Source organism: Aeromonas sp. 602658 (assembly GCF_049173005.1).
Taxonomy (GTDB): domain Bacteria; phylum Pseudomonadota; class Gammaproteobacteria; order Enterobacterales; family Aeromonadaceae; genus Aeromonas; species Aeromonas veronii_A.
Genome location: NZ_JAAKRF010000001.1, coordinates 473,912 through 494,696, shown reverse-complemented (window position 1 = coordinate 494,696; position 20,785 = coordinate 473,912). Strand labels below are relative to the sequence as shown.

Here is a 20,785-nt window from a genome sequence, read left to right as displayed (position 1 = left end):
AGCGGGGGCCAGGTGCGATTCAGGCAGAGACGCAGTGCACTGTGATGCCGCGTGCGGCCAGGGTGGCCCGCATGGGGGCGGGCAGGGCATCATCGGTAACCAGCACGTTGATCTGGCCCGGCGCGCCAAGCTGACTCGGGTGGATGGCGCCAAATTTGCTGCTGTCGGTGATCACCACATTGGTCATCCCCTTGGCCAGCACGCTGTTGACCACGTCGGCCCGCATCATGTCGCGGCCGGTGAAACCCATCTCGGGATGAAAGCCATCCACCCCGATAAAGGCCTTGGAGAAGTGCACCTGCTCGATGCAGAGGCGAGTGAGCGGCCCTACCACGCTCTCGCTCTGATGCTGGAACAGCCCGCCGAGCAGCACCACCTGAGCCGGGGTGTCTTTGAGCAGATGGGCGATATAGCTGCTGATGGTGATAATGGTGACCCGTTTGTGCAGGGCCAGATGGCGCGCCAGCATGGCGTTGGCGCTGCCCCCTTCGATAAAGACCGTTTCGCCATCTTTCACTAGCTGGGCGGCCCGCTCGGCGAGGCGCTCCTTGAGCAGGTAATTGATATTCATCCGGGCATCCGGGTCATCGGTCTCCAGCGCCATGGCCGAGCCGTGTACCCGTCTGAGCAGTCCCTGCTTCTCCAGCGCGGTGAGGTCGTTGCGCACCGTCACCTCAGACACGCCGGTGTGTCGGGAGAGTTCACTCACGCTCATCTTGCGAGCCTGATGGACCAGAGTGAGGATCAGTTGGTGGCGTGGATTCATGGTGCGCTCACATAGAAGGTGTTGGATAGCGGCAAGCCACCCATGGGGTGGCTTGCCAATCATATGACGTCACAGGCGCCATGGGGAGCGCCCCGTCAGAGACTGTGCTCGGTGCGGGCGATGATATCATCTTGCGCATCCGGGGATAAGGCGGTGAAGAAGGCCGAATAGCCCGCCACCCGTACCACCAGATCCCGGTATTGATCCGGATGGGCCTTGGCCGCCAGCAGGGTTTCCCGCGAGACGATGTTGTACTGCACGTGCCACCCCTTGTGCACCTCGAAGAAGGTGCGCAGCAGACTCATCAGCTTGGCCTTGTCCCGCTCGCTCTCGAGGCTGGCCGGGCTCAGCTTCTGGTTGAGCAGCACCCCGCCGAGAATGGCCGCCGTGGGCAGCTTGCCGATGGAGTTGAATACCGCTGTCGGGCCGAGACGATCCGAACCCGACGAGGGGCTGGCCCCTTCTGCCAGCGGCGTGCGGGCACGGCGACCATCCGGGGTGGCCATGGTGGCGGCACCGAAGGGCACGTTGGCGGAGATGGAGGAGGTGCCGGCATAGTAGGTGCCGCCGATGGGGCCGCGGCCGAAGCGGGTGTTGTGCAACCCCTTGAGCTCGTCGATGTAGCTCTGGTAGGCCTGCACCAGTAGCAGGTCAACCTCGTCCAGATCGTTGCCATATTTGGGGGCGGCGTTGGTGAGGCGCTGGCGCAACTGCTCCCCTGCCAGCCCGGCAAAGTCTTGCTCCAGTGCTTCGGCCAGCTCTTGCTGATCCACAATCCCTTGCTCGAACACCAGTTTCTTCAGGGCCGACAGACTGTTGCCGAGGTTGGCAATCCCCACCTGCAGACCTGAGACCCAGTCATAGACGGCGCCCCCCTCCTTGATGGTCTTGCCGCGCTCGATACAGTCATCTACCAGGGTGCTGCAGAGGATATCGTGGGCTTGAGCCTCCAGCACGCTGTCGACCACGCAGTCGATCTCGATGGATTTGCGGGTGAAGTAGCGTACCTGCTCATCCCAGCGGGCCATCACCTCGTCAAAGTTGCCAAAGCTCCCGTCTCGCAGCGACTGGGGCTGGGGCAGGAAGACCTTGCCGGTGGTGGCATCGCGGCCGCCATCGAGGGAGGCCAGCAGGATGCGGGCGAAGTTGATGAAGCTCATGCCGGTGCAGCGGTAGCCCCATTTACCTGGCACTGCGGTCTCGATGCAGCCGATGGCGGCGTAATGGTGGGCATCCTCCACGCTTACCCCGAGCTTGATGAACTCGGGGATCACCACCTCGTCGTTGTTGAAGGCGGGCATGCCAAAGCCGCAGCGGATCACCTGAATGCAGGCGTCGAGGAAATCCTCGCTCATCCCGGCATGGTAGCGCACCGAGAGGTTGGGCTGGGTGGATCTCAGCTGGCCGCAGGATTCCAGAATCGCGTAGGAGAGGCCATTGATCGCGTCATGTGCAGTGCCATCCCGCCAGTTCTGGCCGCCGATGGTGACGTTTTGATAGAGCGGGCTGCCGGCGGAGGCCTTGGAGTGGGTGCCGGAGCGGATCTTGTTTACCTCCAGCAACTTGAGCCAGCACCCTTGCAGCAGTTCGATGGCGCGCGTCCGAGGCAGGGATTCCGACAATTCCACCTCGCGGCGATACCAGGGGTAGAGGTATTGATCCATCCGGCCAAACGACACCGAGTGACCGTTGGATTCGATCTGCAGGATGAGCTGGATAAAGTAGCAGAGCTGCAGCGCCTGCCAGAAGGTCTCGGGGGGCAGGTGGGCGATGTGGGCGCAGTTGAGCTCGATGGTCTCAAGCTCGTTTCGGCGCTCGGGGTGAGATTCTTGTGCTGCCATATCATGGGCAAGTGCGGCGTAGCGCGAGATGTGAGCGCTGACCGCATCCAGAGTGATGGCGACGGCGTGCAGGAACTGCTCGCGCTGCAGATCGGCCCAATCAGCTAAATCCAGCCGACTGCGGCGCTCGGCCACCTTGGCCTTGAAGCCATCGAGACCCAGAGTGAGCAGCTCCTCATAGTTGACCGCGAGGTGGGCATCCCCCGAGGTCATGTTGCCCTCGGCCTTGATGATGCCGCTCTCCAGCAGCGCTTTCTGCTCGTCGGTAAAGAGGCCGAAGCAGCGATCCTGCACCGTCTGGCCGCGCCAGAAGGGGGTGAGGGCGTGGATGATCTCCTTGTCGGTTTCGCTGACTGCAAAACCGGCGCCGGGACGGTCTGCCAGCTCGTCGATCTCCTTCTCAATCCAGCTCACCGTGTATTCGGGAAACAGCGGCGCCGCCCGCACCTGACTGGCCTGATTGCCGACGATCAGCTCGTCGTGCTTGATCCAGATGGTGCGCTCCTTGAGGTGATGAGCCAGCGCAAGAGCGCGGCGCACCGGCAGCGGCTGGGCGAGATGAGCCTGATAGGCCTCGGTGTAGTGGCGGGCACGCTCGGTGCAGACCGGTGGCTGAACGATGTGGATCAGGCTCTCTTTGTGGGCGCGGATCCGCGGGCTGAGGGTATTGAGGTCGAGCTGGGTCATGATCTTATCCTCTGGTCACAGGGGTCAGCCCCTGACGTTGGGCGTATGCGTGGGCAAAGCGGAGTAAATCGGGGTCGTCGAGCGGTGTCTCTGGCGCCTGATAGGGCAGATCCAGCAGGGCATATTTGCCCATCCCCAGGGTGTGGTAGGGGAGGAAGTGGATCTCCTGCACCGTGCCGAGGCTGGCGGCGGTGTCGGTGATGGCTTCGATCGATGCGCGGTCGGCATTGAAGCCGGGAATGAGCGGCACCCGGATCTGCATCGGCACGCCGTGCTCGGCGAGGCGTTTGAGGTTCGCAATGGGCAGCTCCACCTTGCCGCGGGTCCAGTGGAAGAAGCGTTCTTTATCAACGTGTTTGAGATCCGCCAGCAGCAGATCCAGTGAGGGGAGGCTTGGCTCAATCTGGTGCCAAGGCACATGGAGGCAGCTCTCGACTGCGGTGTGCAGCCCTTCGGCCTTGCAGCGGGCGAGCAGGGACGCGGCAAAGTCGGGCTGCATAAACGGTTCGCCACCGGAGAGGGTGACGCCACCGCCGCTGCGCTCGAAGAAGGGGCGATCCCGCAAGATGGTGTCCATCAGGGTGTCCAGGGTTTCATCGCGGCCGCACACCTGCAGCGCTTCGCTTGGGCAGAGGCCGCGCAGCCGTTCCATATCATCGGCCTTGAGGGCAGAACGGCTGAGCTGGATGCCCTCGCTGTCACGCAAGATTGCCGGACAAGCCTGGCTGCAGAGCTGGCATCCCTCGATGCACTGGCGCCGGTCGAGTAGTATGTCCGGCTTGGGAGAGCGGCTTTCCGGGTTTTGACACCAGCGACAGACCAGCGAGCACCCCTTGAGAAACACCAGGGTGCGAATGCCGGGGCCATCGTGAGTTGAATAGCGTTGCAGGTCGAAAATCATACCGCCTCCTTTTGTATTTGCATTCTATTTGCTTTCATTCGAAAGTTGATTTGATTTCGATCAAGCTGTTTGCAGATGTTTTCTCGCTAGAATGGCGACATATTGAACATCCCGTTAAGGAGTTAGAGATGGAGCTGTATCTCGATACCGCCGATGTGGCGGCAGTGCGTCGCTGGTCACGGATCCTGCCGTTGGCCGGTGTCACCACCAATCCTTCCATTACCGCCGCCGGGGGATTGCCGCTCTGTGAGCTGCTGCCCGCCTTGCGCGATGTGCTGGGGCCCAAGGCGCGCCTGTTTGCCCAGGTGATGGCCAAAACCGAAACCGAGATGGTGCGCGAGGCGTTCGCTCTGCGTGAGCTGGACTCGGATCTGGTGATCAAAATCCCGGTATGCGCAGAGGGGCTGGCGGCCATCAAGAGCCTGACCGCCAACGGTGTGCCGACTTTGGGCACCGCTGTCTATACCCCGCTGCAGGGTTGGCTGGCGGCGGTGGCGGGGGCAGAGTACGTGGCACCCTACGTCAACCGGCTGGATGCCCAGGGGGGTGACGGCATCGCCACCGTGCAGGAGCTGCAACAGCTGCTTGCGCTGCACGCGCCGAACAGCAAGGTGCTGGCGGCATCGTTCCGTACCCCGCGCCAGGCGCTCGACTGCCTGCTGGTGGGTTGCCAGTCCATCACTCTGCCGCTCGATGTGGCGGAGCAGCTGATGAACGTGCCAGCGGTGGATGCGGCGCTGGTGAAGTTCGATCAGGATTGGCAGCGCGCTTTCGGTCGCTGATTGCCTGATTGCAGTGACAGATGGGGGAGGGTGAGGAGACGCAGGAGGGGATTGGGATTGACCGACTAGACTTGTAATAGGCAGTCAGATGCGCTGGCTGCCTTGCGATCTACCGGAGGTATCCCATGAGCGACCATCTGCTGCTCCCCCATGGTGAAGATCTGCGACGTGCGGTGCGCTGGCTCAGTGAGCACCACCAGTACGATATCGCCGCCATCGAAGAGGCCAGCCTGCGTTTCGATCTCTCGCCGTTGGATGAGGAGTTTCTGATCCGGCACTGGCTCGATAGCCAGCGCCAGTCGTGAGGACAGAGTTAGAAGAAGTTGGTGAGGTTGATGCCAAACTCTTTGGGGTCGACCGTGCACTCGATGCTCTCCTTCACACTCGATCTGGCCAGATCCAGCCACTGCACATCGAGGTAGTGGCGCTGGGAAGCGTGATAGATCACCTTGACCACCGGCTTGAGCGGCTGCTGCTCGTTGCGCTGCATCACGATGGCCAACCGCTGGTTTGAAAGCTGTACCAGCGTTCCCACCGGATAGACCCCCATGCACTTGATGAACTTGGTGACCAGTTCGGCATCGAAGTGCTGGTTGACTCCCTTTAGCAGAATGCGAAAGGCCTGGGTGGGTTGCATGCCAGCCTTGTAGACTCTGTCGGCAGTTACTGCGTCATAGACATCGACAATACCGCTCATGCGGGTATAGAGGGAGAGTTCATCCCCCTTCAGCCGCTGCGGGTAGCCAGTACCATCGAGCCGCTCGTGGTGGTTGGCGGCTACTTCCAGCATGGTTGGGGTGATGCCGGGGGTATTGCGGAGAATGTCGTAGCTATGCACCACATGCTGGCGCATGATGGCAAACTCCTCGTCGGTCAGCTTGCCCGGTTTGTTGAGCACCTCGTCCGGCGTCATGATCTTGCCCACGTCGTGCAACAGCCCTCCCAGAGTCAACTCCTTGAGCACGCTGCGCTCCAGCCCCAGATAACGGCCGAAGTTGGCCAGCAGGATGGCCACGTTCATGGAGTGCTCCATCAGATAGGCATCCTTGGCACGAATACGGGCCAGGCAGAGCATGGCATCGCCATGGGTGAACATGGTGTCCACCATCTCCTCGGCGACTTCGGCGAGCGGAGTGATGTCGATGGGCTCACCCGCTTTGAGGTGGCGAATGAACTTGCCTTGCAGCTCGCGCGCTTCCTGATAGAGGCGGCGGATTTTAAGCTCCCGTCCTTCGCCGTTGGCACTGGCCCGGCGCCCTACCTGGGCGCTGTTGGCATTGAGATCGGGGGAGGTAACGGCGTCACTCTCGGTACTGCCCAGCTTGCTGCGGGCCAGATCGATGCGTACCGTGAGCACCCCCTGACGCACCAGATTGGCAATTTGCGCCACGCTGGTCACCAAGCCCATCTGGGCGATCTCCATCCCACCTGTCTGGCTGGCGATAGCAATGACATACATGCCGGGTTTCAGCTGGTTGACGGGAATGACGGGATAGGATGCTTGAGACTTCATGAGGGCTTCCTGACTCTTATTATTATGAGTATCGTGCGGATGGATCACACCGGAGAAGTGTAACATCGGATGACCAGTTCGTCATAATTGGCAACCCCTTAACAGTGGCGTTGTCGCCCCCGCCCGATATAATGACGCCCCTTTACTTGTTGGACTCCGAGGTTGTGAATGCGGCTTGATAAATTTCTGTGCGATTGTTCCGATTTGACCCGCTCGCTGGCAGGCAAACTGATCCGTCAGGGCGAGGTCATGGTGGATGGTATTGTGGTCAAGCAGCCCGCCTTCCATATCAATGAGCAGAGCCAGATCGAGTTTGACGGCGTGCTGCTGACGCTGGAGCAGCGCAACCGCTATTTCATGCTGCACAAGCCGGAAGGGTATGTCTGCTCCAACGAGGATCCGGATCACCCGACCGTCTTCTTCCTGATGGATGAACCGGCGATGGGCAAGCTGCACGTAGTGGGTCGCCTCGACCTCGATACCACGGGTCTGGTGCTGGTGACCGATGACGGTCAATGGTCCCACCGCATCACCTCGCCGCGCCACGAGTGTGCCAAGACCTATCACGTCTGGCTGGCCGATCCGGTGAGCCCGGATGCAATCGAGCTGTTCGCCGAAGGGGTCTACCTGCGTAACGAGACCGATAAAACCCGTCCTGCCCAGCTGGAAATTCTCGGCGAGTGCGAGGCCCGCCTGACCATCCACGAAGGCAAGTACCATCAGGTCAAGCGGATGTTTGCCTCCATCGGCAACAAGGTCGTTGGCTTGCATCGCGAGCGGGTGGGCGGTTTGACGCTGGATGAAGATCTGGCACCCGGTGAATACCGCGAGCTGACCGCTGAGGAGATTGCCCTGTTCTGATCAGGGGGGGCCGGGTGTCAGTGAGTGCTGAAACCCAGCACCAGCGCGGTGCCCAGGGTGGCAATCAGTGCCCCCGCCCAGGCGGCAATGGATGGCCGCTCCCCCGAGTGCCACCACAACAGCGGCAGCAGCAGTACCGGTGTGGTAGAGGAGAGAATGGCCACCATGCCCACCTCGCCCTGCCGCAGCGCCATCAGGATCAGCGTCATCCCCAGCCCCATCGCCAGAAAACCGTTGGTGGCAATCATGGCGAGGATATGGCGATTGACCGGTTTGAGCGGCATGGCCAGCGGCAAGCGCCCCAGCCGAAGGACGCAATGGGCCAGCAGGGCACTGCCCATCCGGATACCCGATGCACTCACCGCATCCACCTCACCACTCATCATCACCGGTTTGGCGATGATGGCTCCCACGCTCTGACACAGTGCCGCCGTCAGGCCAAGGCCAATTCCCAGCGCCAGATTGCCACGGATCTGCTCCCACTCGTTGCTGCTACTGCGTCTGCCAAACAGGATCGCCAGCATTACGCCGGCAAAGACCAGCATGGCCCCCAGCAGTCGCCAGCCCGTCAGCTGTTCATTAAAGAGCCAGAGTCCAAGCAGGGCGGAAAACAGCGCATGGCAGGAGAAGAGCAGGGCACTGCGTCTTGGCCCCAACCGGTTCATGCAGGCAAACAGCGCCGTATCGCCCACGAAGATGCCGATCAGCCCCGAGATGGCGAGCAGGGGCAGGGCGCTTGCGGTGAGGGTTTGCCAGCCACCGGTGAGCAGACTCATAGTGCCGAGCATCAGGCTGACCAGAAACATGCGCCAGCGGCTGTAGGCAAATGCGCCGAGATGACGGGCCGGTTTGACCGAAATTAGCGCTGCAATTGCCCATAAACTGGCCGATGCGAGGGCCAGCCACTCATAACCCATAAAAACTCCTGAAAAAATTAACCCGAAAGACTCCATCTCCCGGGCAAGCCCGATACAATACGGGGCGTTTTCGGGGATAACAAGAGCGGCATCCGGCATTCATCAGGCGCGCCGTCGGCCTTCCCCTCCTGCAGTGGTGTTATTCGAGGTTTTGTCATGAGGTATGGTTTCTTCCCCAAGCTGGCGCAACGCTGGCTCTCCCCGCTATTACTTGCCGTGCTGGCAGGGCCCCTGGCCCATGCCACCACCGTTGAGCAGCAGCCTCTGCTTGCCGAGCGGCAAACCCTGGTAAAGGGCAACGGTGCCGAGCCGGAGTCGCTGGATCCGGCGCTGGTGCGCTCCGGTTTTCCGGGGGAGGCCGTGCTGGTCGATCTGTTTGAAGGGCTGGTCAGTGATGATGGGCAGGGGAATATCGTCCCTGCTCAGGCACAGCGCTGGGAGGTGAGTGAAGATGGGCTGGAGTGGCGATTCTTCCTGCGCCCTCAACTGAAATGGTCCAATGGCGAGCCGCTGGTGGCCGCTGATTTCGTCTATGCATGGCGCCGTCTGCTCGATCCGGCCATCAACTCCCCTTCTGCCGGATTGCTGCTGGCGACGGGGATCAACAATGCGCAATCCATCTATGCCGGTGCGCTGGAGCTCGGCAATCTTGGCATTGAAGCGCAAAGCGATCAGATCCTGAAAATCACTCTGGAGCGGCCGGCTCCCTATTTCCTGCAGCTCATCAGTCAGCGCCCCTTTGTGCCAGTCAATCAGAAGGCGATAGCCAAATTTGGCAAGCAGTGGACCGAGCCCGGCAAGCTGGTGAGCAATGGTGCTTATCGGTTGGCAAGCTGGACGCCAAACGAGCGGATCGAAGCCGAGCGCAATATCCACTACTGGGATGACCTTCACACCCGTATCGGACGGGTCACCTATCTGCCTATCACCTCGCAACATGCCGAACGGCTGCGCTATGAGGCTGGTGAAATCCAGCTCACCAACAAGGTCTCCCTCGGCTATTACCAGAAGATGAAGCGCGAATCTCCGGAGCGGCTCTGGGGCTTGCCGCTGTTTGGCACCTATATCTATGCGTTCAATTTGAAGCGCCCCGAACTGCAGGATGCACGGGTGCGTCAGGCACTCTCCATGGCGGTTGATCGACAGCAGCTTATTGAATCGGTGAGCGGTCAGGATGAACAGGCGGCATGGTCGCTGTTGCCGGAGATGCCGGGTTACCCCCGGGTGATATTGCCTGTGGCGCTTGAAGATATGCCAACCCGCCAGGCCAAAGCGGCAGCGTTGCTGTCAGCGGCCGGGTATAACAGTGCCAATCCACTCAAGCTGAGCATTACCTACAACAGCGCAGAAACCCACAAACAGATGGCGATGGCGATTGCCGCCATGTGGCAGAAGCTGGGGGTGCAGGTCACCCTCAACAGTCTGGAGTGGGGCGCCTATCAGGTGGTTAAGGATAGCGGTGATTTTCAGGTGGCCAGAAGCTTCCTGTTTGGCGATTACGTGGAGCCGTCTGCCATGCTGGGCAGCTTCCGTTGTCAGGATCTGCGCAACGAGAGCGGCTACTGCAATCCCGACTTTGATCTGCTGCTGGAGCAGGCAGCCAATACGCTGGACAGCGCGAGTCGGGTTGAACTCTACCGGCATGCCGAACAGTTGCTGCTTGAAGAGGCGCCGATCCTCCCCGTGTATCATTACAATCAGATGAGACTGGTTGACCCCACCCTGCGGGGACTACCCAGCCAGAATTTGAAAGGGACGATTGCCACCAAGGATCTCTATTTCAGCCCGCAGTGAGGAGCATTTCATGAAACTTGCCATCATTTCCGACATCCACGGTAGCATCATTGCGCTGGAGCGGGTGTTGACCCGACTTGACTCCTGGCAGCCGGATCACTATCTGCTGCTCGGCGATCTGCTCAACCATGGCCCGCGTAATCCTCTGCCGGAAGGGTATAACCCGGCGGCAGTGGCTGACAGGCTCAACGAGCTTGCGCCACAGATCATCGCGGTGCGGGGCAATTGCGATTCCGAAGTGGATCAGATGCTGTTGCGCTTTCCCATCACCGCCCCCTACAACCAGTTGCTGATCGATGAGCGGCGCTGGTTTGTCAGCCACGGTCATCTTTATCGCCCGGACGAGGTACAGCTACCGGCGGGTAGTCTGTTCCTGAGCGGCCACACCCATGTACCTGTGCTGGAGTGGCAGGGGGAACGGATATTGATGAACCCGGGGTCAATCTGTTTCCCGCGCGGCGAGCTGCCAGCCAGTTATGGAAGCTATGAGGATGGGGTACTGCGCGTCAACGCGTGTGAGGATGGGCGGGAGTTGTTGCGCCTTGCGCTTTAAAACGGAGAGCAAAAATGCAAGGCCTGATAAGAGATGTCAGGCCTTGATACCGTAGGAGCGGGTGCCAGAGCGAGTATTGCCTTTGGCGTCATAGGTCAGGCTGTTGCGATCACGCAACTGACTCAGAAAGGTTGCCAGACGACGGTTGGAGACGATGCTCAATTCAAGCAAGCGACCGTTGATATCATTTTGTGCCTGGCAGGCATCCAGTTTTGCACGAAGCTGCTCCATCTCGTCGGGATAGGCTGCTAGCTGCAGTGCCAGTTCCGGCATATCTGCCAGTGTCTTGTCCAGAGTTTCTATCGCAGCAAGCAACTGCTGTTTGCGCTCGGTCAGTGCAGGCAGGGCCAGTGCCTGATGCTGCTCGAGCAAGCTGAACTCCTCTTCCAGAATGCCTTGCATCTGGCTGAGGTAATCATCTTGGGTGTGCAGTAACGAAGGTAAGTCCATCATCCCAGAACTTTGTCCAGATTGGCCTCGAAACTGAACATCTTCTTGGCTACAGCGTCGCTGTTAACCTGATATTCGCCACTCGCGACGGCTTTTTTCAGTCGTTCAACCTTGCTCTCGTTGCCGGTTGAGGCGGTATTGAGGTTCTGTTGCATTTTTTGCAATTGTTGCGCCTCACTGGTCAAGGAGACGGAGTCCAGCTTGACAGTGGTCGCTTTGTTTTCGGGCGATGAGGTGACTGACTTGCTGCCTGTCCCTTGGCTATTAGCGGTATTTTGCAACCGATTATTCGCCAAGTTGTTGATATTGTTGATGGCCATTTTAGTTACCTTCGTCTGCTTTAAGGTTTGCTTACCTGTTTATCGGTGCGGCAGCTCAAAACTTTAGAAAAAAAATTGTTCAGGCTCCGGATATCAAAAAGTGACCGATGCGGCACCGACTGCTGTGACTTTACCTTCCACCGTTTTGCCGGAGCGAATATTGACGAGTTTGATGATCTCTCCGAAACTGCCATCTTGCAAGGCTCGGGCCATGGTTTTGATCTGGAAGTTGCTGTTTTCGGCAGTCAGGGTGACCTGATCCCCTTTACATATCACGCAAACCTGGCTCAAGCGGATGGGCTGTCCCGGTTTGATCTCCCGCTTGCTGCGTACCCCAATCAGAGGGGCCGGGTTGGTCAGATAGTCACCACGGATCAGGGTTTGATCCTGAAACGCCACTACCAGCTTGCTTTCATTCAGCAGATCCCCTTTGGCAATGGGGTCGGTGACAGTAACAAAGGGTTTTTGAATACTGACCCTTACCGGCAAGTAGACATCCCAGGGTTTTTCTTCCTCACACTTCATGTAAACAGTTGTATTACGACGAATTTCCATTTTTGCTGGCAAGCTGATGGTCAACAGATCATCGCAACGGGTTAGCGGGAGTCTCTCATCAAGGGTCGCGGCAGTGACCTCTGCTCTGGCATCCAGCGGCAGATCGAGTTGACCATAAACGAACTCTTGTGCTTGCTCTCTCAGATAGGTTGTGACATCCGAGGCATGGCTCGAGGATATGCTGCCAAAAAAGAGGCTGATGAGTAAAAGTCGGTTAATCATTTTCGCTCGTCGGTCGATAAGTTGTTCACGCATATCACCATATTTAACTATGATTGCTTCAGAATCTGTTTGTTGTCACATCGATAGTCTGACGCAATCCATCACGCATGCATGATTAATGCCAAGCGTTTTTAGGGAGTGTTTATGGCCAGTATCCTGGACTCGGTCAACCAACGTACCCAGCTAGTGGGGCAAAACCGGCTGGAATTGTTGTTGTTTCGTCTCAATGGACGTCAAAGATTTGGCATCAACGTATTCAAAGTGCGTGAAGTGTTGCAGTGCCCCCCCTTGACCGTGATGCCCAAGTTGAACTCCTGTATTCGCGGAGTGGCTCATATTCGTGGCCAGACTATCTCGGTCATCGATCTCAGCATGGCAATGGGCAAGCGCCCCATTGAAGATTTGAGCAAGTGCTTCATTATCATCTCCGAGTACAACCGCTCCATTCAGGGTTTTTTGGTGCACTCGGTCGAGCGCATCATCAATATGAACTGGGAATCTATCCTTCCTCCCCCCAAGGGGGCTGGTCGCATCAACTATATGACGGCGGTTACCGAGGTTGATGGCGAGTTGGTCGAGATCCTCGACGTTGAACGTATTCTCAACGAAATATCTCCGGTTTCTACTGAGGTCAGCCAGGAGCTGGTGGAGGCCAGTGTCGAGCATCCGACCTTGGGACGTCCCGTATTGGTTGCTGACGACTCTTCGGTTGCGCGCAAACAGGTACAGCGTGCGCTGGAGGCGATCGGAGTTGAATGCGTGCTGGCAAAAGATGGCCGCGAAGCATTGAACATGCTGCTGGAGATGACCAAAAATGGCCCTATCAAGGATCAGATTGCGCTGGTGATTTCCGATATCGAAATGCCCGAGATGGATGGCTATACATTCACTGCCGAGATCCGGAATAATCCCAATCTCAAAGATTTGCATGTTATTCTGCATACCTCGCTCAGTGGTGTATTTAACCAGGCTATGGTGCAAAAAGTTGGTGCAAACAACTTTATTGCCAAGTTCCAGCCTGATGAATTGGCCAAAGCCGTACAAAACGCACTCTAATTTAAAGAAGAACAGCTGCATGAAGACACTTTCGGATGACTTATACAAACAGTTCAGCAACTTTCTTGCGGTTCAGAGCGGGATCGTGCTGGGTGATAACAAACAGTATCTGGTGAAGAGCCGTCTTTCACCTTTGATGGCACAGTTTGGCATCGAGAGTCTGTCTGAACTGGTCACCCGTGCAATGAGTGTACGAGAGCGTGACCTGAAAATGGCGGTTGTTGATGCGATGACCACTAACGAGACCCTCTGGTTTCGTGATACATATCCGTTCCAGCTGCTGACCGACAAGATTTTTCCTGAATTGGGCAAAAGTGGTCGCCCTGTCAAGATTTGGTCTGCTGCCTCATCTTCGGGACAGGAGCCATATTCTATCGCCATGACGGCGCTGGAGCAGCAGATGAAGAAGCCGGGTACCTTGCCCGGTGGAGTGCAGATTGTCGGGACAGACATATCGACTACCATGCTGAATCAGTGCAAGGAAGGGGTATATGACAGTCTGGCTTTGGCACGCGGATTGTCGCCAGAGCGCAAGAAGATGTTTTTTGAGCCCTATGGTGACAACAAAATGCGGGTGGTAGAGCGAGTCAGAAAATTGACCACCTTCCGGCCGCTCAATCTGCTGGAGAGTTATAGTCTGCTCGGTAAATTTGACATCATTTTTTGCCGTAACGTGCTTATCTACTTTGCACCGGAAGTGAAGTCAAAAATCCTCAACCAGTTTGCATCCAGCCTCAATCCTGGTGGATACCTGATGCTGGGAGCGTCGGAATCGCTGGCGGGTTTGACTGACCGATTCGAGATGATTCGGTGCAATCCCGGAATTGTTTACAAGGTCAAATAACGTTGCAGCCCATGGTATTCAATGAGTTGTGATTGGTGACATTGTTATAAGAGAAGGAGGCACAGTGCCTCCTTCTCTCTTTATGGCTCCATTCTTATAGCTCCATTCGTGATGGCATTGCACCATGTTCCTATCTATCGCGCAGCAGATCCTTGCACTCCGTCTAAAGGCTTTCATAGCTAGGCTCGACAATCTGGCAACATTTTGAAAATCGTCTGGCACATCTCTTGCAAGCAAAATATACCAAGTAGGAGGTGTGCTATGGCTTTTTCATTCGACAAGGCATTTGGTATCCATCAATACACGCTGGGTGTTCGCGCCAAGCGTGCCGAGGTGTTGTCCAGCAATATTGCCAATGCGGACACGCCAGGTTTTAAAGCAAGGGATATCAACTTTGCACAGGCATTGCAGGATGCCCAGCATAAACAGGGTTTTGGCCTGGTAACAACCAGTGAAAAGCACTTTGCCTTGAATATGGATGCCCCCGGTACTGTTCAATACCGCAATCCGTTGCAGCCTGATACGGGTGATGGCAACACGGTGGATGTGCAGCAGGAACGGAGCGAGTTCTTGCGCAACAGTCTGGAGTACCAAACCTCCCTAGAATTTATGAATCGCAAGATCAGTGGCCTGCTTAAAGCCCTGAAAGGAGAGCAGTGATGAGTTTGTTCAAGGTCTTTGATATTGCCGGCTCGGCCATGAGTGCGCAGTCCGTGCGCCTCAATACGGTTGCCAGCAATATGGCCAACGCGGACAGCGTAAGCTCCAGCGTGGAAAACACTTACCACGCCAGGCGGCCAGTTTTTGCCGCTCAGCTCGATCAGGCCATGTCAGATAAGCAGGGATCGGTCGGCGTTGAGGTGAAGGGCATTGTCGAGAGCAAGGCTCCACTGCTCAAGGAGTACAACCCTAACCATCCGATGGCGGACAAGGATGGCTTTATCTTCAAACCGAACGTCAACATGGTTGAAGAGATGGCTGACATGATCAATGCCTCGCGCAGCTACCAGACCAATGTACAGGTTGCAGATTCGGCCAAGAAGATGCTGCAGCAGACGCTCCAGCTTGGCAAATCCTGATAGGAGGGATGCAACATGGTCGACACCACAAACAGTGTGAACGGCATTGGCCGTACCACGACCCAGACCACAGGCACCACAACGACGCCGAAGAAAGAGCTGGATCAGGCTTCGTTTATGAAACTGCTGACCATGCAACTGTCATATCAGGATCCCTTCAAGCCGGTGGACAATGCCCAGATGCTCTCCCAGATGGCTTCCATGTCTACCTCGGAGGGGATCAGCAGTCTGTCTACCCAGATGGGCAAGCTCAATGAGCAGATGATCTCCAGCCAGGCTCTGCAAGCATCTTCTCTGGTTGGCCAGAATGTACTCTTGCCCAGCAATGTGGGCTATCTGGACAAGGAGGGCCCAGTCTCCGGTGTCGTTCAGGTTGGCACGACCAATCAATACACGGGTGTCAAGATTATCGTTGAAGACGAGGCGGGTCAGGTCATCAAGGAATTTAGCCTGGAAGGAGAACAGAAGGGCAATGTGGAGATCGCCTGGGATGGCACTGACAAGGCGGGCAACCGGGTCAAACCAGGCAAATACGTGATCAAGGCCAGTGGCAGTGCGGATGGCAAGGCAGAAACTATTCCCACATACGCTTATGGCAAGGTCGATAGCGTTGCACTGGGGAATGCAACAAACCCCACAATGCTTAATTTGAAGGGACTGGGTAGCACCCTGCTGAGTTCCGTCCTGCAAATATCAGGCACCAATCCAAACCAGACGGCTACTCCGTCAAAAACCACGTCGACAGCATCGATCTAAGGAGCTGGATATGTCATTTAACAATGCCTTGAGCGGTGTCAACGCGGCACAAAAAGACTTGAACGTCACCGCTAACAACATTGCGAACGTCAATACAATGGGCTTTAAAGAGTCCCGTGCCGAGTTTGCGGATGTCTACGCCAACTCCATCTTTGTCAATGCCAAGACTCAGGTCGGTAACGGTGTGGCGACCGGTGCTGTTGCCCAGCAGTTCCATCAGGGGGCGCTGCAATTTACCAATAACGCGCTGGATTTGGCCATTCAGGGGAACGGCTTCTTTGTCACCTCTGATGGTTTGACCAACCTGGATCGCACCTACACCCGTGCCGGTGCATTCAAGCTCAATGAAAACAGCTATATGGTCAACAATCAGGGCCACTATCTACAAGGCTACGAGATCAACTCCGATGGCACACCCAAGGCGGTCAGTATCAATGCGACCAAGCCGATCCAGATCCCTGATCGGGCGGGTGAGCCGATCAAAACCAGCAAGATTGATGCAAGTTTCAACTTGCCTTCCACCGCATCGCCCCTGCCCGCAGGTAATGGTGCGGGGGATGCCTCCACCTTTGACCCTAAGGATTCCAAAACGTACTCCTCATCCACCTCAGTGGTGATTTATGACTCGCTCGGTGAACCTCACACTATCACCCAGTATTTTGTCAAAGAAGCAGATCCAGCAGACCTGACCAAGCCAGCTAGCCCGACAGCTTGGCGCATGTATCTTTATCAAGGTGACAAGCCGGTCGATATCGTCGGAGGGGTGACGCCAACAATGTCCACAGGGTTGAATCCTGCACCTGCCGGTGCCCGGATTACCTTTGGTGCCGATGGTAAAATGATTACTCCGACCACACCGGCAAACATCCAAACTGAGCAGTTGGGTGCAGCAGGAGCGGGGATTATTACCAATGGTGCGGACCCTACCCAGCAGGTAGATATCACGTTCGGCACTGTGACCCAATATGCCTCACCGTTTGAAGTCAACAAGTTGTCACAGGATGGTTCCACTGTCGGCCGGTTGACCAAGGTCGAGATCACGCCGGATGGGATTGTCTCTGCAACCTACAGCAATGCCACCACCATCAAGGTAGCCATGGTGGCCATGGCCAAATTTGCCAACTCGCAAGGGCTGACCCAGGTGGGTGATACTTCCTGGCGGCAATCCCTGCTCTCCGGCGAGGCTTTGCCGGGAACGCCCAATTCAGGCACCTTCGGTACCATCAAATCGTCGGCGCTGGAGCAATCCAACGTGGATTTGACCTCCGAACTGGTTGATCTGATCACTGCCCAGCGTAACTTCCAGGCGAACTCCCGATCTCTGGAGGTCAACAGTTCGCTGCAGCAGACCATCTTGCAGATCCGTTAATTCCTCTCAGGCGACGGGGCACCTTGGGTGCCCCGTTTTTTTATCGTTCTCTACTGTCGAATGGCGTGGCATTCCCCTTCTGTTGGCATCCAAATTGCAGTTCTGCTGTCAGAGTCATCTGTTTGACGGAGAATCCCATGGATCACCTGCTTTATATCGCCATGTCCGGGGCCAAAGAGAACATGAACAGCCTGGCTGTTCGCGGTAATAACCTCGCCAATGCCAATACCACCGGCTTTAAATCCGATTTCGAGCAGGCCCGCAGCATGCAGGCCTTTGGTGAGGGGCTGCCCAGTCGGGTATTTGCCATGACGGAACGTCCCGGCCAAAACCTGCAGCATGGCATGTTGATGACCACGGGGAGGGATCTTGACGTGGCGGTGGATGGTCCCGGCTGGATTGCGGTGCAAGATCCGAAGGGGGGGGAGGCCTATACCCGTATGGGAAATCTGCAGGTCAATGCGACTGGCAACCTGCAGACCTCTACCGGCTTGAACGTCGTGGATGACGGTGGTCAACCCATCGTGCTGCCAATGCCGATGGAGAAGCTGGAGATTAACCGGGATGGCACCATCAGTGGCCGTCCTGAAGGGGCCGCCGCGAATTTGTCGGAAGATTTTCAGCGGATCAAACTGGTTAACCCGGCCGCCGATGCGGTAGAGAAGGGCCAGGATGGGCTTTTTCGGCGCAAAGATGGCCAGAATGAGCCTGCCTCTGCCAACGTTGGCCTGATCGCCGGCTCCCTGGAGGGGAGCAATGTCAATGTGGTGGATGAGATGACCAACCTGCTCCGGTTACAACGACAGTTTGAAACCCAGGTCAAGATGATGAAAACGGCCGAAGAGAATGACGAGGCCCAAACCCAGTTGCTGCGTATCAGCTAATCAAGGAGTTACCTATGAATCCTGCACTCTGGATCAGCAAGACCGGGTTGGATGCTCAGCAGACCAATATTTCGGTCACCTCGAACAACCTGGCGAACGCCAGCACCGTTGGTTTCAAGAAATCGCGGGCCATTTTCGAGGATCTGCTCTATCAAAACATCAATCAGCCCGGCGGCCGTTCGTCGGCGGATACCGAGTTGCCCTCTGGCTTAATGCTTGGCGCGGGCGCCAAGGTGGTGGCTACCCAGAAAAACCACAGTCAGGGCAACGTACAGACTACGGATAATTCGCTGGATCTGATGATCAGTGGTCGTGGCTACTTTGAAATTCAATTGCCCGACGGCAGCCTGGCCTATACCCGTAATGGGCAATTCACCCTTAACAGTGAAGGCACCATAGTGACGCCGGGTAACGGTTATCCCCTGCAGCCAGAAATCCAGATCCCGGAAAATGCCCAGAGTGTCACTGTCGGCACTGATGGTCAGGTCTCGGTACAGTTGAAGGGAGATGGTGCTTCTCAAGTGGTCGGACAGATCACCCTGTCAGACTTTGTCAATGCCAGTGGTCTGCAGCCGATGGGTGAGAACATGTTTCTGGAAACCCAGTCCAGCGGTGCAGCCATTCAGGGAACTGCCGGGGCGGATGGCATGGGGGTCTTGAAGCAAGGGATGCTGGAAAGCTCCAACGTTAACGTCACCGAAGAGCTGGTGAATCTGATCCAGGCTCAGCGGGTCTACGAGATGAACTCTAAAGTCCTCTCTGCGGTGGATGGCATGATGTCCTTCCTGATCCAGCGGACCTAATGGGGAGAGCCATGATGAAAAGCGTATGGATGCTGGGGTTGCTGGTGTTGGGGGGGTGTAGCAGTACTCCCAATACACCCAGGCCTGATGACCCCGAGTTTTCCCCCGTATACGGGGAGTCGGAGCCAGTCTCGGTGAGACCGACGGGTGCTATTTTTCAGCCGGATCAGGTTAATGGCATCTATTCGGATATCAAGGCGCACAAGGTGGGTGACATCATCACCATCGAGCTGGCCGAGTCCACTTCCGCCTCGAAGAAGGCAAATACCCAGAGTGGCAAGGATAACAAGTTCAATCTGGATCCGGTGACGCTGGGGGGCGTGCCTGTCACTGCCAGCCCCTATGATCTCTCCGCATCCATCGCTCAAAACAGTGCCTTCAAGGGGCAGGCCAAGGCGGATCAGAGCAACAGCCTGCAGGGCAATATTTCGGTCAGTGTGGCCAAGGTACTGCCCAATGGCAATCTGCTGGTACGGGGCGAGAAGTGGATCATGCTCAACAATGGCAATGAGTATATCCGTATCACAGGTCTGATTAGACCGGAGGATGTCACCTCGGATAACAGCGTGTCATCCCAGAAAGTGGCGAATGCCCGTATCTACTATGGTGGTACCGGCGATCTTGCCAATACCCAGGAACAGGGATGGCTTACCAGCTTTTTCAATGGTCCCTGGTGGCCGCTCTAGGAGATGTTATGAAGTCACTCCGTTTGGTTACTCTGCTCTGCTGTCTGCTGCCTTTGGGGATGGCGAATTCCGCCCGGATAAAGGACATCAGCTCGGTAGAGGGGGTGCGTAGCAACCAGTTGATCGGCTACGGTCTGGTCGTGGGTCTACCCGGTACCGGCGAGAAGAACAACGCCTTTACCGAACAGACCTTCCGCACCATGCTCAACAACTTTGGTATCAAGGTACCGGACAACATCAAACCCAAGATCAAGGATGTGGCGCCGGTGGCAATTCATGCAGATTTGCCGCCGTTTGCCAAGCCGGGCCAGACCATAGACGTCACTGTTTCTGCCATCGGTGAGGCCAAGAGCCTGCGCGGTGGTACGCTGCTGCAGAGTTTCCTGAAAGGGCTGGATGGGCGGGTCTATGCAGTCGCGCAGGGCAGCCTGGTGGTCGGCGGGTTGGGTGCCGAGGGGGCTGATGGCTCCAAGGTGGTGGTCAATACTCCGACCGTCGGCCGCATTGCCAATGGTGCCACTGTAGAGCGAGAGGTGCCCAATGCCTTCAGCCAGGGTGACACCATCACCTTCAATCTCAATCGCCCCGATTTTACCACCGCGCGTCGGTTGGCCGATGTGGTCAACGATCTGGTGGGGCCCAATACTGCGCAGGCACTCGATGCCACTTCGGTCAAGGTTTATGCCCCACGAGATCCGGGTCAACGGGTCTCCTATCTGGCGACCATCGAGAACCTGGAGGTGGATCCGGCCAACGAGGCGGCCAAGATCATCGTCAACTCCCGCACCGGCACCATCGTTATCGGCAGTCAGGTGAAGCTCAAACCGGCGGCCATCAGCCACGGAGGCCTGACGGTGACCATAGCCGAAAACCAGCAGGTCTCTCAACCCAACCCGCTGGCAGGGGGCGAGACCACGGTCACCAACAACTCGACCATCAATGTCCAGCAGGAGCCCGGGCGGATGTTCAAGTTTGATACCGGTGCGACTCTGGACGATCTGGTCCGAGCGGTCAATCAGGTCGGGGTCGCCCCCGGTGATTTGATGGCTATCCTTGAGGCGCTGCAGCAGGCAGGTGCCATCGAGGGGCAACTGGTCATATTGTAACTGGCGGCAAGTGATTGCCACGGGTGGCAATGAGGTAAGC

23 protein-coding genes are annotated in these 20,785 nt (G+C 57.0%); 15 read left to right on the top strand and 8 right to left on the bottom strand.

Going from position 1 to position 20,785, the window contains the following annotated elements:
• Positions 1 to 19: 19 nt before the first annotated feature.
• The 3 genes from G5253_RS02115 to G5253_RS02105 all read right to left on the bottom strand — a co-directional run bounded on the left by G5253_RS02115 (position 20) and on the right by G5253_RS02105 (position 4,195).
• Positions 20 to 766 (bottom strand): DNA-binding transcriptional regulator YciT, encoded by a 747-nt coding sequence (locus G5253_RS02115; RefSeq protein ID WP_266133771.1) that lies wholly within the window; start codon positions 764 to 766, stop codon positions 20 to 22.
• Between the two features lie 95 nt (positions 767 to 861).
• Positions 862 to 3,294: a formate C-acetyltransferase/glycerol dehydratase family glycyl radical enzyme gene (locus G5253_RS02110; RefSeq protein ID WP_266133772.1), complete on the bottom strand. Its 2,433-nt coding sequence runs from the start codon at positions 3,292 to 3,294 to the stop codon at positions 862 to 864.
• A 4-nt stretch (positions 3,295 to 3,298) separates the two neighbouring features.
• Complete coding sequence (locus tag G5253_RS02105; RefSeq protein ID WP_266133773.1) at positions 3,299 to 4,195, bottom strand: glycyl-radical enzyme activating protein; 897 nt, start codon at positions 4,193 to 4,195, stop codon at positions 3,299 to 3,301.
• 128 nt (positions 4,196 to 4,323) lie between these two features.
• On the opposite strand from G5253_RS02105, the gene fsa reads away from it, so the two are divergent.
• Both fsa and G5253_RS02095 read left to right on the top strand, forming a co-directional pair.
• Positions 4,324 to 4,977: a fructose-6-phosphate aldolase gene (gene fsa / locus G5253_RS02100; protein ID WP_266133774.1), complete on the top strand. Its 654-nt coding sequence runs from the start codon at positions 4,324 to 4,326 to the stop codon at positions 4,975 to 4,977.
• Positions 4,978 to 5,102: 125 nt separating this feature from the next.
• Entirely contained in the window at positions 5,103 to 5,282 is a 180-nt protein-coding gene (locus tag G5253_RS02095) for a hypothetical protein (protein WP_216954119.1), read from the top strand.
• Between the two features lie 8 nt (positions 5,283 to 5,290).
• On the opposite strand, the gene G5253_RS02090 is transcribed toward G5253_RS02095, so the two are convergent.
• Positions 5,291 to 6,490, bottom strand: a complete 1,200-nt coding sequence (locus G5253_RS02090; protein WP_266133775.1) for an HD-GYP domain-containing protein — start codon at positions 6,488 to 6,490, stop codon at positions 5,291 to 5,293.
• 168 nt (positions 6,491 to 6,658) lie between these two features.
• Here G5253_RS02090 and rsuA point away from each other — a divergent pair, with 168 nt between their 5' ends.
• Positions 6,659 to 7,351 carry a 16S rRNA pseudouridine(516) synthase RsuA gene (gene rsuA / locus G5253_RS02085; protein ID WP_108542280.1) on the top strand — a complete coding sequence of 231 codons (693 nt, stop codon included), beginning with the start codon at positions 6,659 to 6,661 and terminating at the stop codon, positions 7,349 to 7,351.
• Between the two features lie 17 nt (positions 7,352 to 7,368).
• Here the strand turns inward: rsuA and G5253_RS02080 are convergent, their stop codons facing one another.
• Complete coding sequence (locus tag G5253_RS02080) at positions 7,369 to 8,268, bottom strand: DMT family transporter (protein WP_201990399.1); 900 nt, start codon at positions 8,266 to 8,268, stop codon at positions 7,369 to 7,371.
• A gap of 156 nt (positions 8,269 to 8,424) precedes the next feature.
• Between G5253_RS02080 and G5253_RS02075 the strand changes: the two genes are divergently transcribed.
• Both G5253_RS02075 and yfcE read left to right on the top strand, forming a co-directional pair.
• Positions 8,425 to 10,062 carry a peptide ABC transporter substrate-binding protein gene (locus G5253_RS02075; RefSeq protein ID WP_266133776.1) on the top strand — a complete coding sequence of 546 codons (1,638 nt, stop codon included), beginning with the start codon at positions 8,425 to 8,427 and terminating at the stop codon, positions 10,060 to 10,062.
• Positions 10,063 to 10,072: 10 nt separating this feature from the next.
• Complete coding sequence (yfcE, locus tag G5253_RS02070) at positions 10,073 to 10,615, top strand: phosphodiesterase (RefSeq protein ID WP_227340840.1); 543 nt, start codon at positions 10,073 to 10,075, stop codon at positions 10,613 to 10,615.
• Positions 10,616 to 10,651: 36 nt separating this feature from the next.
• Here yfcE and G5253_RS02065 read toward each other — a convergent pair whose 3' ends face one another.
• The 3 genes from G5253_RS02065 to flgA all read right to left on the bottom strand — a co-directional run bounded on the left by G5253_RS02065 (position 10,652) and on the right by flgA (position 12,162).
• Positions 10,652 to 11,068 (bottom strand): flagella synthesis protein FlgN, encoded by a 417-nt coding sequence (locus G5253_RS02065; protein ID WP_266133777.1) that lies wholly within the window; start codon positions 11,066 to 11,068, stop codon positions 10,652 to 10,654.
• Entirely contained in the window at positions 11,065 to 11,385 is a 321-nt protein-coding gene (gene flgM, locus G5253_RS02060; RefSeq protein ID WP_005344518.1) for a flagellar biosynthesis anti-sigma factor FlgM, read from the bottom strand. The genes G5253_RS02065 and flgM overlap by 4 nt, the downstream gene beginning before the upstream one ends.
• 93 nt (positions 11,386 to 11,478) lie before the next feature.
• A complete protein-coding gene (flgA, locus tag G5253_RS02055; protein WP_216954405.1) occupies positions 11,479 to 12,162 on the bottom strand; it encodes a flagellar basal body P-ring formation chaperone FlgA in 684 nt (227 codons plus the stop codon).
• Between the two features lie 144 nt (positions 12,163 to 12,306).
• On the opposite strand from flgA, the gene G5253_RS02050 reads away from it, so the two are divergent.
• The 10 genes from G5253_RS02050 to G5253_RS02005 all read left to right on the top strand — a co-directional run bounded on the left by G5253_RS02050 (position 12,307) and on the right by G5253_RS02005 (position 20,745).
• Positions 12,307 to 13,218, top strand: a complete 912-nt coding sequence (locus tag G5253_RS02050) for a chemotaxis protein CheV (RefSeq protein WP_005344523.1) — start codon at positions 12,307 to 12,309, stop codon at positions 13,216 to 13,218.
• A 19-nt stretch (positions 13,219 to 13,237) separates the two neighbouring features.
• On the top strand, positions 13,238 to 14,062 hold the full coding sequence (locus tag G5253_RS02045; protein ID WP_005344525.1) for a CheR family methyltransferase: 825 nt from the start codon (positions 13,238 to 13,240) through the stop codon (positions 14,060 to 14,062).
• Between the two features lie 261 nt (positions 14,063 to 14,323).
• Positions 14,324 to 14,722: a flagellar basal body rod protein FlgB gene (gene flgB, locus G5253_RS02040; protein ID WP_005344526.1), complete on the top strand. Its 399-nt coding sequence runs from the start codon at positions 14,324 to 14,326 to the stop codon at positions 14,720 to 14,722.
• Complete coding sequence (flgC, locus tag G5253_RS02035) at positions 14,722 to 15,141, top strand: flagellar basal body rod protein FlgC (protein WP_005350658.1); 420 nt, start codon at positions 14,722 to 14,724, stop codon at positions 15,139 to 15,141. The genes flgB and flgC overlap by 1 nt, the downstream gene beginning before the upstream one ends.
• A 15-nt stretch (positions 15,142 to 15,156) precedes the next feature.
• Positions 15,157 to 15,897 carry a flagellar hook assembly protein FlgD gene (locus G5253_RS02030; RefSeq protein WP_266133778.1) on the top strand — a complete coding sequence of 247 codons (741 nt, stop codon included), beginning with the start codon at positions 15,157 to 15,159 and terminating at the stop codon, positions 15,895 to 15,897.
• A gap of 10 nt (positions 15,898 to 15,907) precedes the next feature.
• Positions 15,908 to 17,266 (top strand): flagellar hook protein FlgE, encoded by a 1,359-nt coding sequence (flgE, locus tag G5253_RS02025; RefSeq protein WP_266133779.1) that lies wholly within the window; start codon positions 15,908 to 15,910, stop codon positions 17,264 to 17,266.
• A 137-nt stretch (positions 17,267 to 17,403) separates the two neighbouring features.
• Entirely contained in the window at positions 17,404 to 18,150 is a 747-nt protein-coding gene (flgF, locus tag G5253_RS02020) for a flagellar basal-body rod protein FlgF (protein ID WP_266133780.1), read from the top strand.
• A 14-nt stretch (positions 18,151 to 18,164) separates the two neighbouring features.
• Complete coding sequence (flgG, locus tag G5253_RS02015) at positions 18,165 to 18,953, top strand: flagellar basal-body rod protein FlgG (protein WP_216954109.1); 789 nt, start codon at positions 18,165 to 18,167, stop codon at positions 18,951 to 18,953.
• 14 nt (positions 18,954 to 18,967) lie between these two features.
• Positions 18,968 to 19,639: a flagellar basal body L-ring protein FlgH gene (gene flgH, locus G5253_RS02010; RefSeq protein ID WP_216954403.1), complete on the top strand. Its 672-nt coding sequence runs from the start codon at positions 18,968 to 18,970 to the stop codon at positions 19,637 to 19,639.
• Between the two features lie 8 nt (positions 19,640 to 19,647).
• The gene (locus G5253_RS02005; protein WP_266133781.1) at positions 19,648 to 20,745 is read left to right on the top strand and encodes a flagellar basal body P-ring protein FlgI; all 1,098 of its coding nucleotides are present in this window, start codon (positions 19,648 to 19,650) and stop codon (positions 20,743 to 20,745) included.
• Positions 20,746 to 20,785 lie beyond the last annotated feature (40 nt).

What these genes read in the sequence shown, in the direction of transcription:
- flgF (WP_266133780.1), top strand. Translation starts at nt 17,404, where the DNA reads ATGGATCACCTGCTTTATATCGCCATGTCCGGGGCCAAAGAGAACATG.
- flgB (WP_005344526.1), top strand. Translation starts at nt 14,324, where the DNA reads ATGGCTTTTTCATTCGACAAGGCATTTGGTATCCATCAATACACGCTG.
- G5253_RS02045 (WP_005344525.1), top strand. Translation starts at nt 13,238, where the DNA reads ATGAAGACACTTTCGGATGACTTATACAAACAGTTCAGCAACTTTCTT.
- G5253_RS02095 (WP_216954119.1), top strand. Translation starts at nt 5,103, where the DNA reads ATGAGCGACCATCTGCTGCTCCCCCATGGTGAAGATCTGCGACGTGCG.
- flgA (WP_216954405.1), bottom strand. Translation starts at nt 12,162, where the DNA reads ATGATTAACCGACTTTTACTCATCAGCCTCTTTTTTGGCAGCATATCC.
- G5253_RS02090 (WP_266133775.1), bottom strand. Translation starts at nt 6,490, where the DNA reads ATGAAGTCTCAAGCATCCTATCCCGTCATTCCCGTCAACCAGCTGAAA.
- G5253_RS02075 (WP_266133776.1), top strand. Translation starts at nt 8,425, where the DNA reads ATGAGGTATGGTTTCTTCCCCAAGCTGGCGCAACGCTGGCTCTCCCCG.
- fsa (WP_266133774.1), top strand. Translation starts at nt 4,324, where the DNA reads ATGGAGCTGTATCTCGATACCGCCGATGTGGCGGCAGTGCGTCGCTGG.
- flgM (WP_005344518.1), bottom strand. Translation starts at nt 11,385, where the DNA reads ATGGCCATCAACAATATCAACAACTTGGCGAATAATCGGTTGCAAAAT.
- G5253_RS02105 (WP_266133773.1), bottom strand. Translation starts at nt 4,195, where the DNA reads ATGATTTTCGACCTGCAACGCTATTCAACTCACGATGGCCCCGGCATT.
- rsuA (WP_108542280.1), top strand. Translation starts at nt 6,659, where the DNA reads ATGCGGCTTGATAAATTTCTGTGCGATTGTTCCGATTTGACCCGCTCG.
- flgC (WP_005350658.1), top strand. Translation starts at nt 14,722, where the DNA reads ATGAGTTTGTTCAAGGTCTTTGATATTGCCGGCTCGGCCATGAGTGCG.
- flgG (WP_216954109.1), top strand. Translation starts at nt 18,165, where the DNA reads ATGAATCCTGCACTCTGGATCAGCAAGACCGGGTTGGATGCTCAGCAG.
- G5253_RS02110 (WP_266133772.1), bottom strand. Translation starts at nt 3,294, where the DNA reads ATGACCCAGCTCGACCTCAATACCCTCAGCCCGCGGATCCGCGCCCAC.
- flgH (WP_216954403.1), top strand. Translation starts at nt 18,968, where the DNA reads ATGAAAAGCGTATGGATGCTGGGGTTGCTGGTGTTGGGGGGGTGTAGC.
- yfcE (WP_227340840.1), top strand. Translation starts at nt 10,073, where the DNA reads ATGAAACTTGCCATCATTTCCGACATCCACGGTAGCATCATTGCGCTG.
- G5253_RS02050 (WP_005344523.1), top strand. Translation starts at nt 12,307, where the DNA reads ATGGCCAGTATCCTGGACTCGGTCAACCAACGTACCCAGCTAGTGGGG.
- G5253_RS02005 (WP_266133781.1), top strand. Translation starts at nt 19,648, where the DNA reads ATGAAGTCACTCCGTTTGGTTACTCTGCTCTGCTGTCTGCTGCCTTTG.
- G5253_RS02030 (WP_266133778.1), top strand. Translation starts at nt 15,157, where the DNA reads ATGGTCGACACCACAAACAGTGTGAACGGCATTGGCCGTACCACGACC.
- G5253_RS02065 (WP_266133777.1), bottom strand. Translation starts at nt 11,068, where the DNA reads ATGATGGACTTACCTTCGTTACTGCACACCCAAGATGATTACCTCAGC.
- G5253_RS02115 (WP_266133771.1), bottom strand. Translation starts at nt 766, where the DNA reads ATGAATCCACGCCACCAACTGATCCTCACTCTGGTCCATCAGGCTCGC.
- G5253_RS02080 (WP_201990399.1), bottom strand. Translation starts at nt 8,268, where the DNA reads ATGGGTTATGAGTGGCTGGCCCTCGCATCGGCCAGTTTATGGGCAATT.
- flgE (WP_266133779.1), top strand. Translation starts at nt 15,908, where the DNA reads ATGTCATTTAACAATGCCTTGAGCGGTGTCAACGCGGCACAAAAAGAC.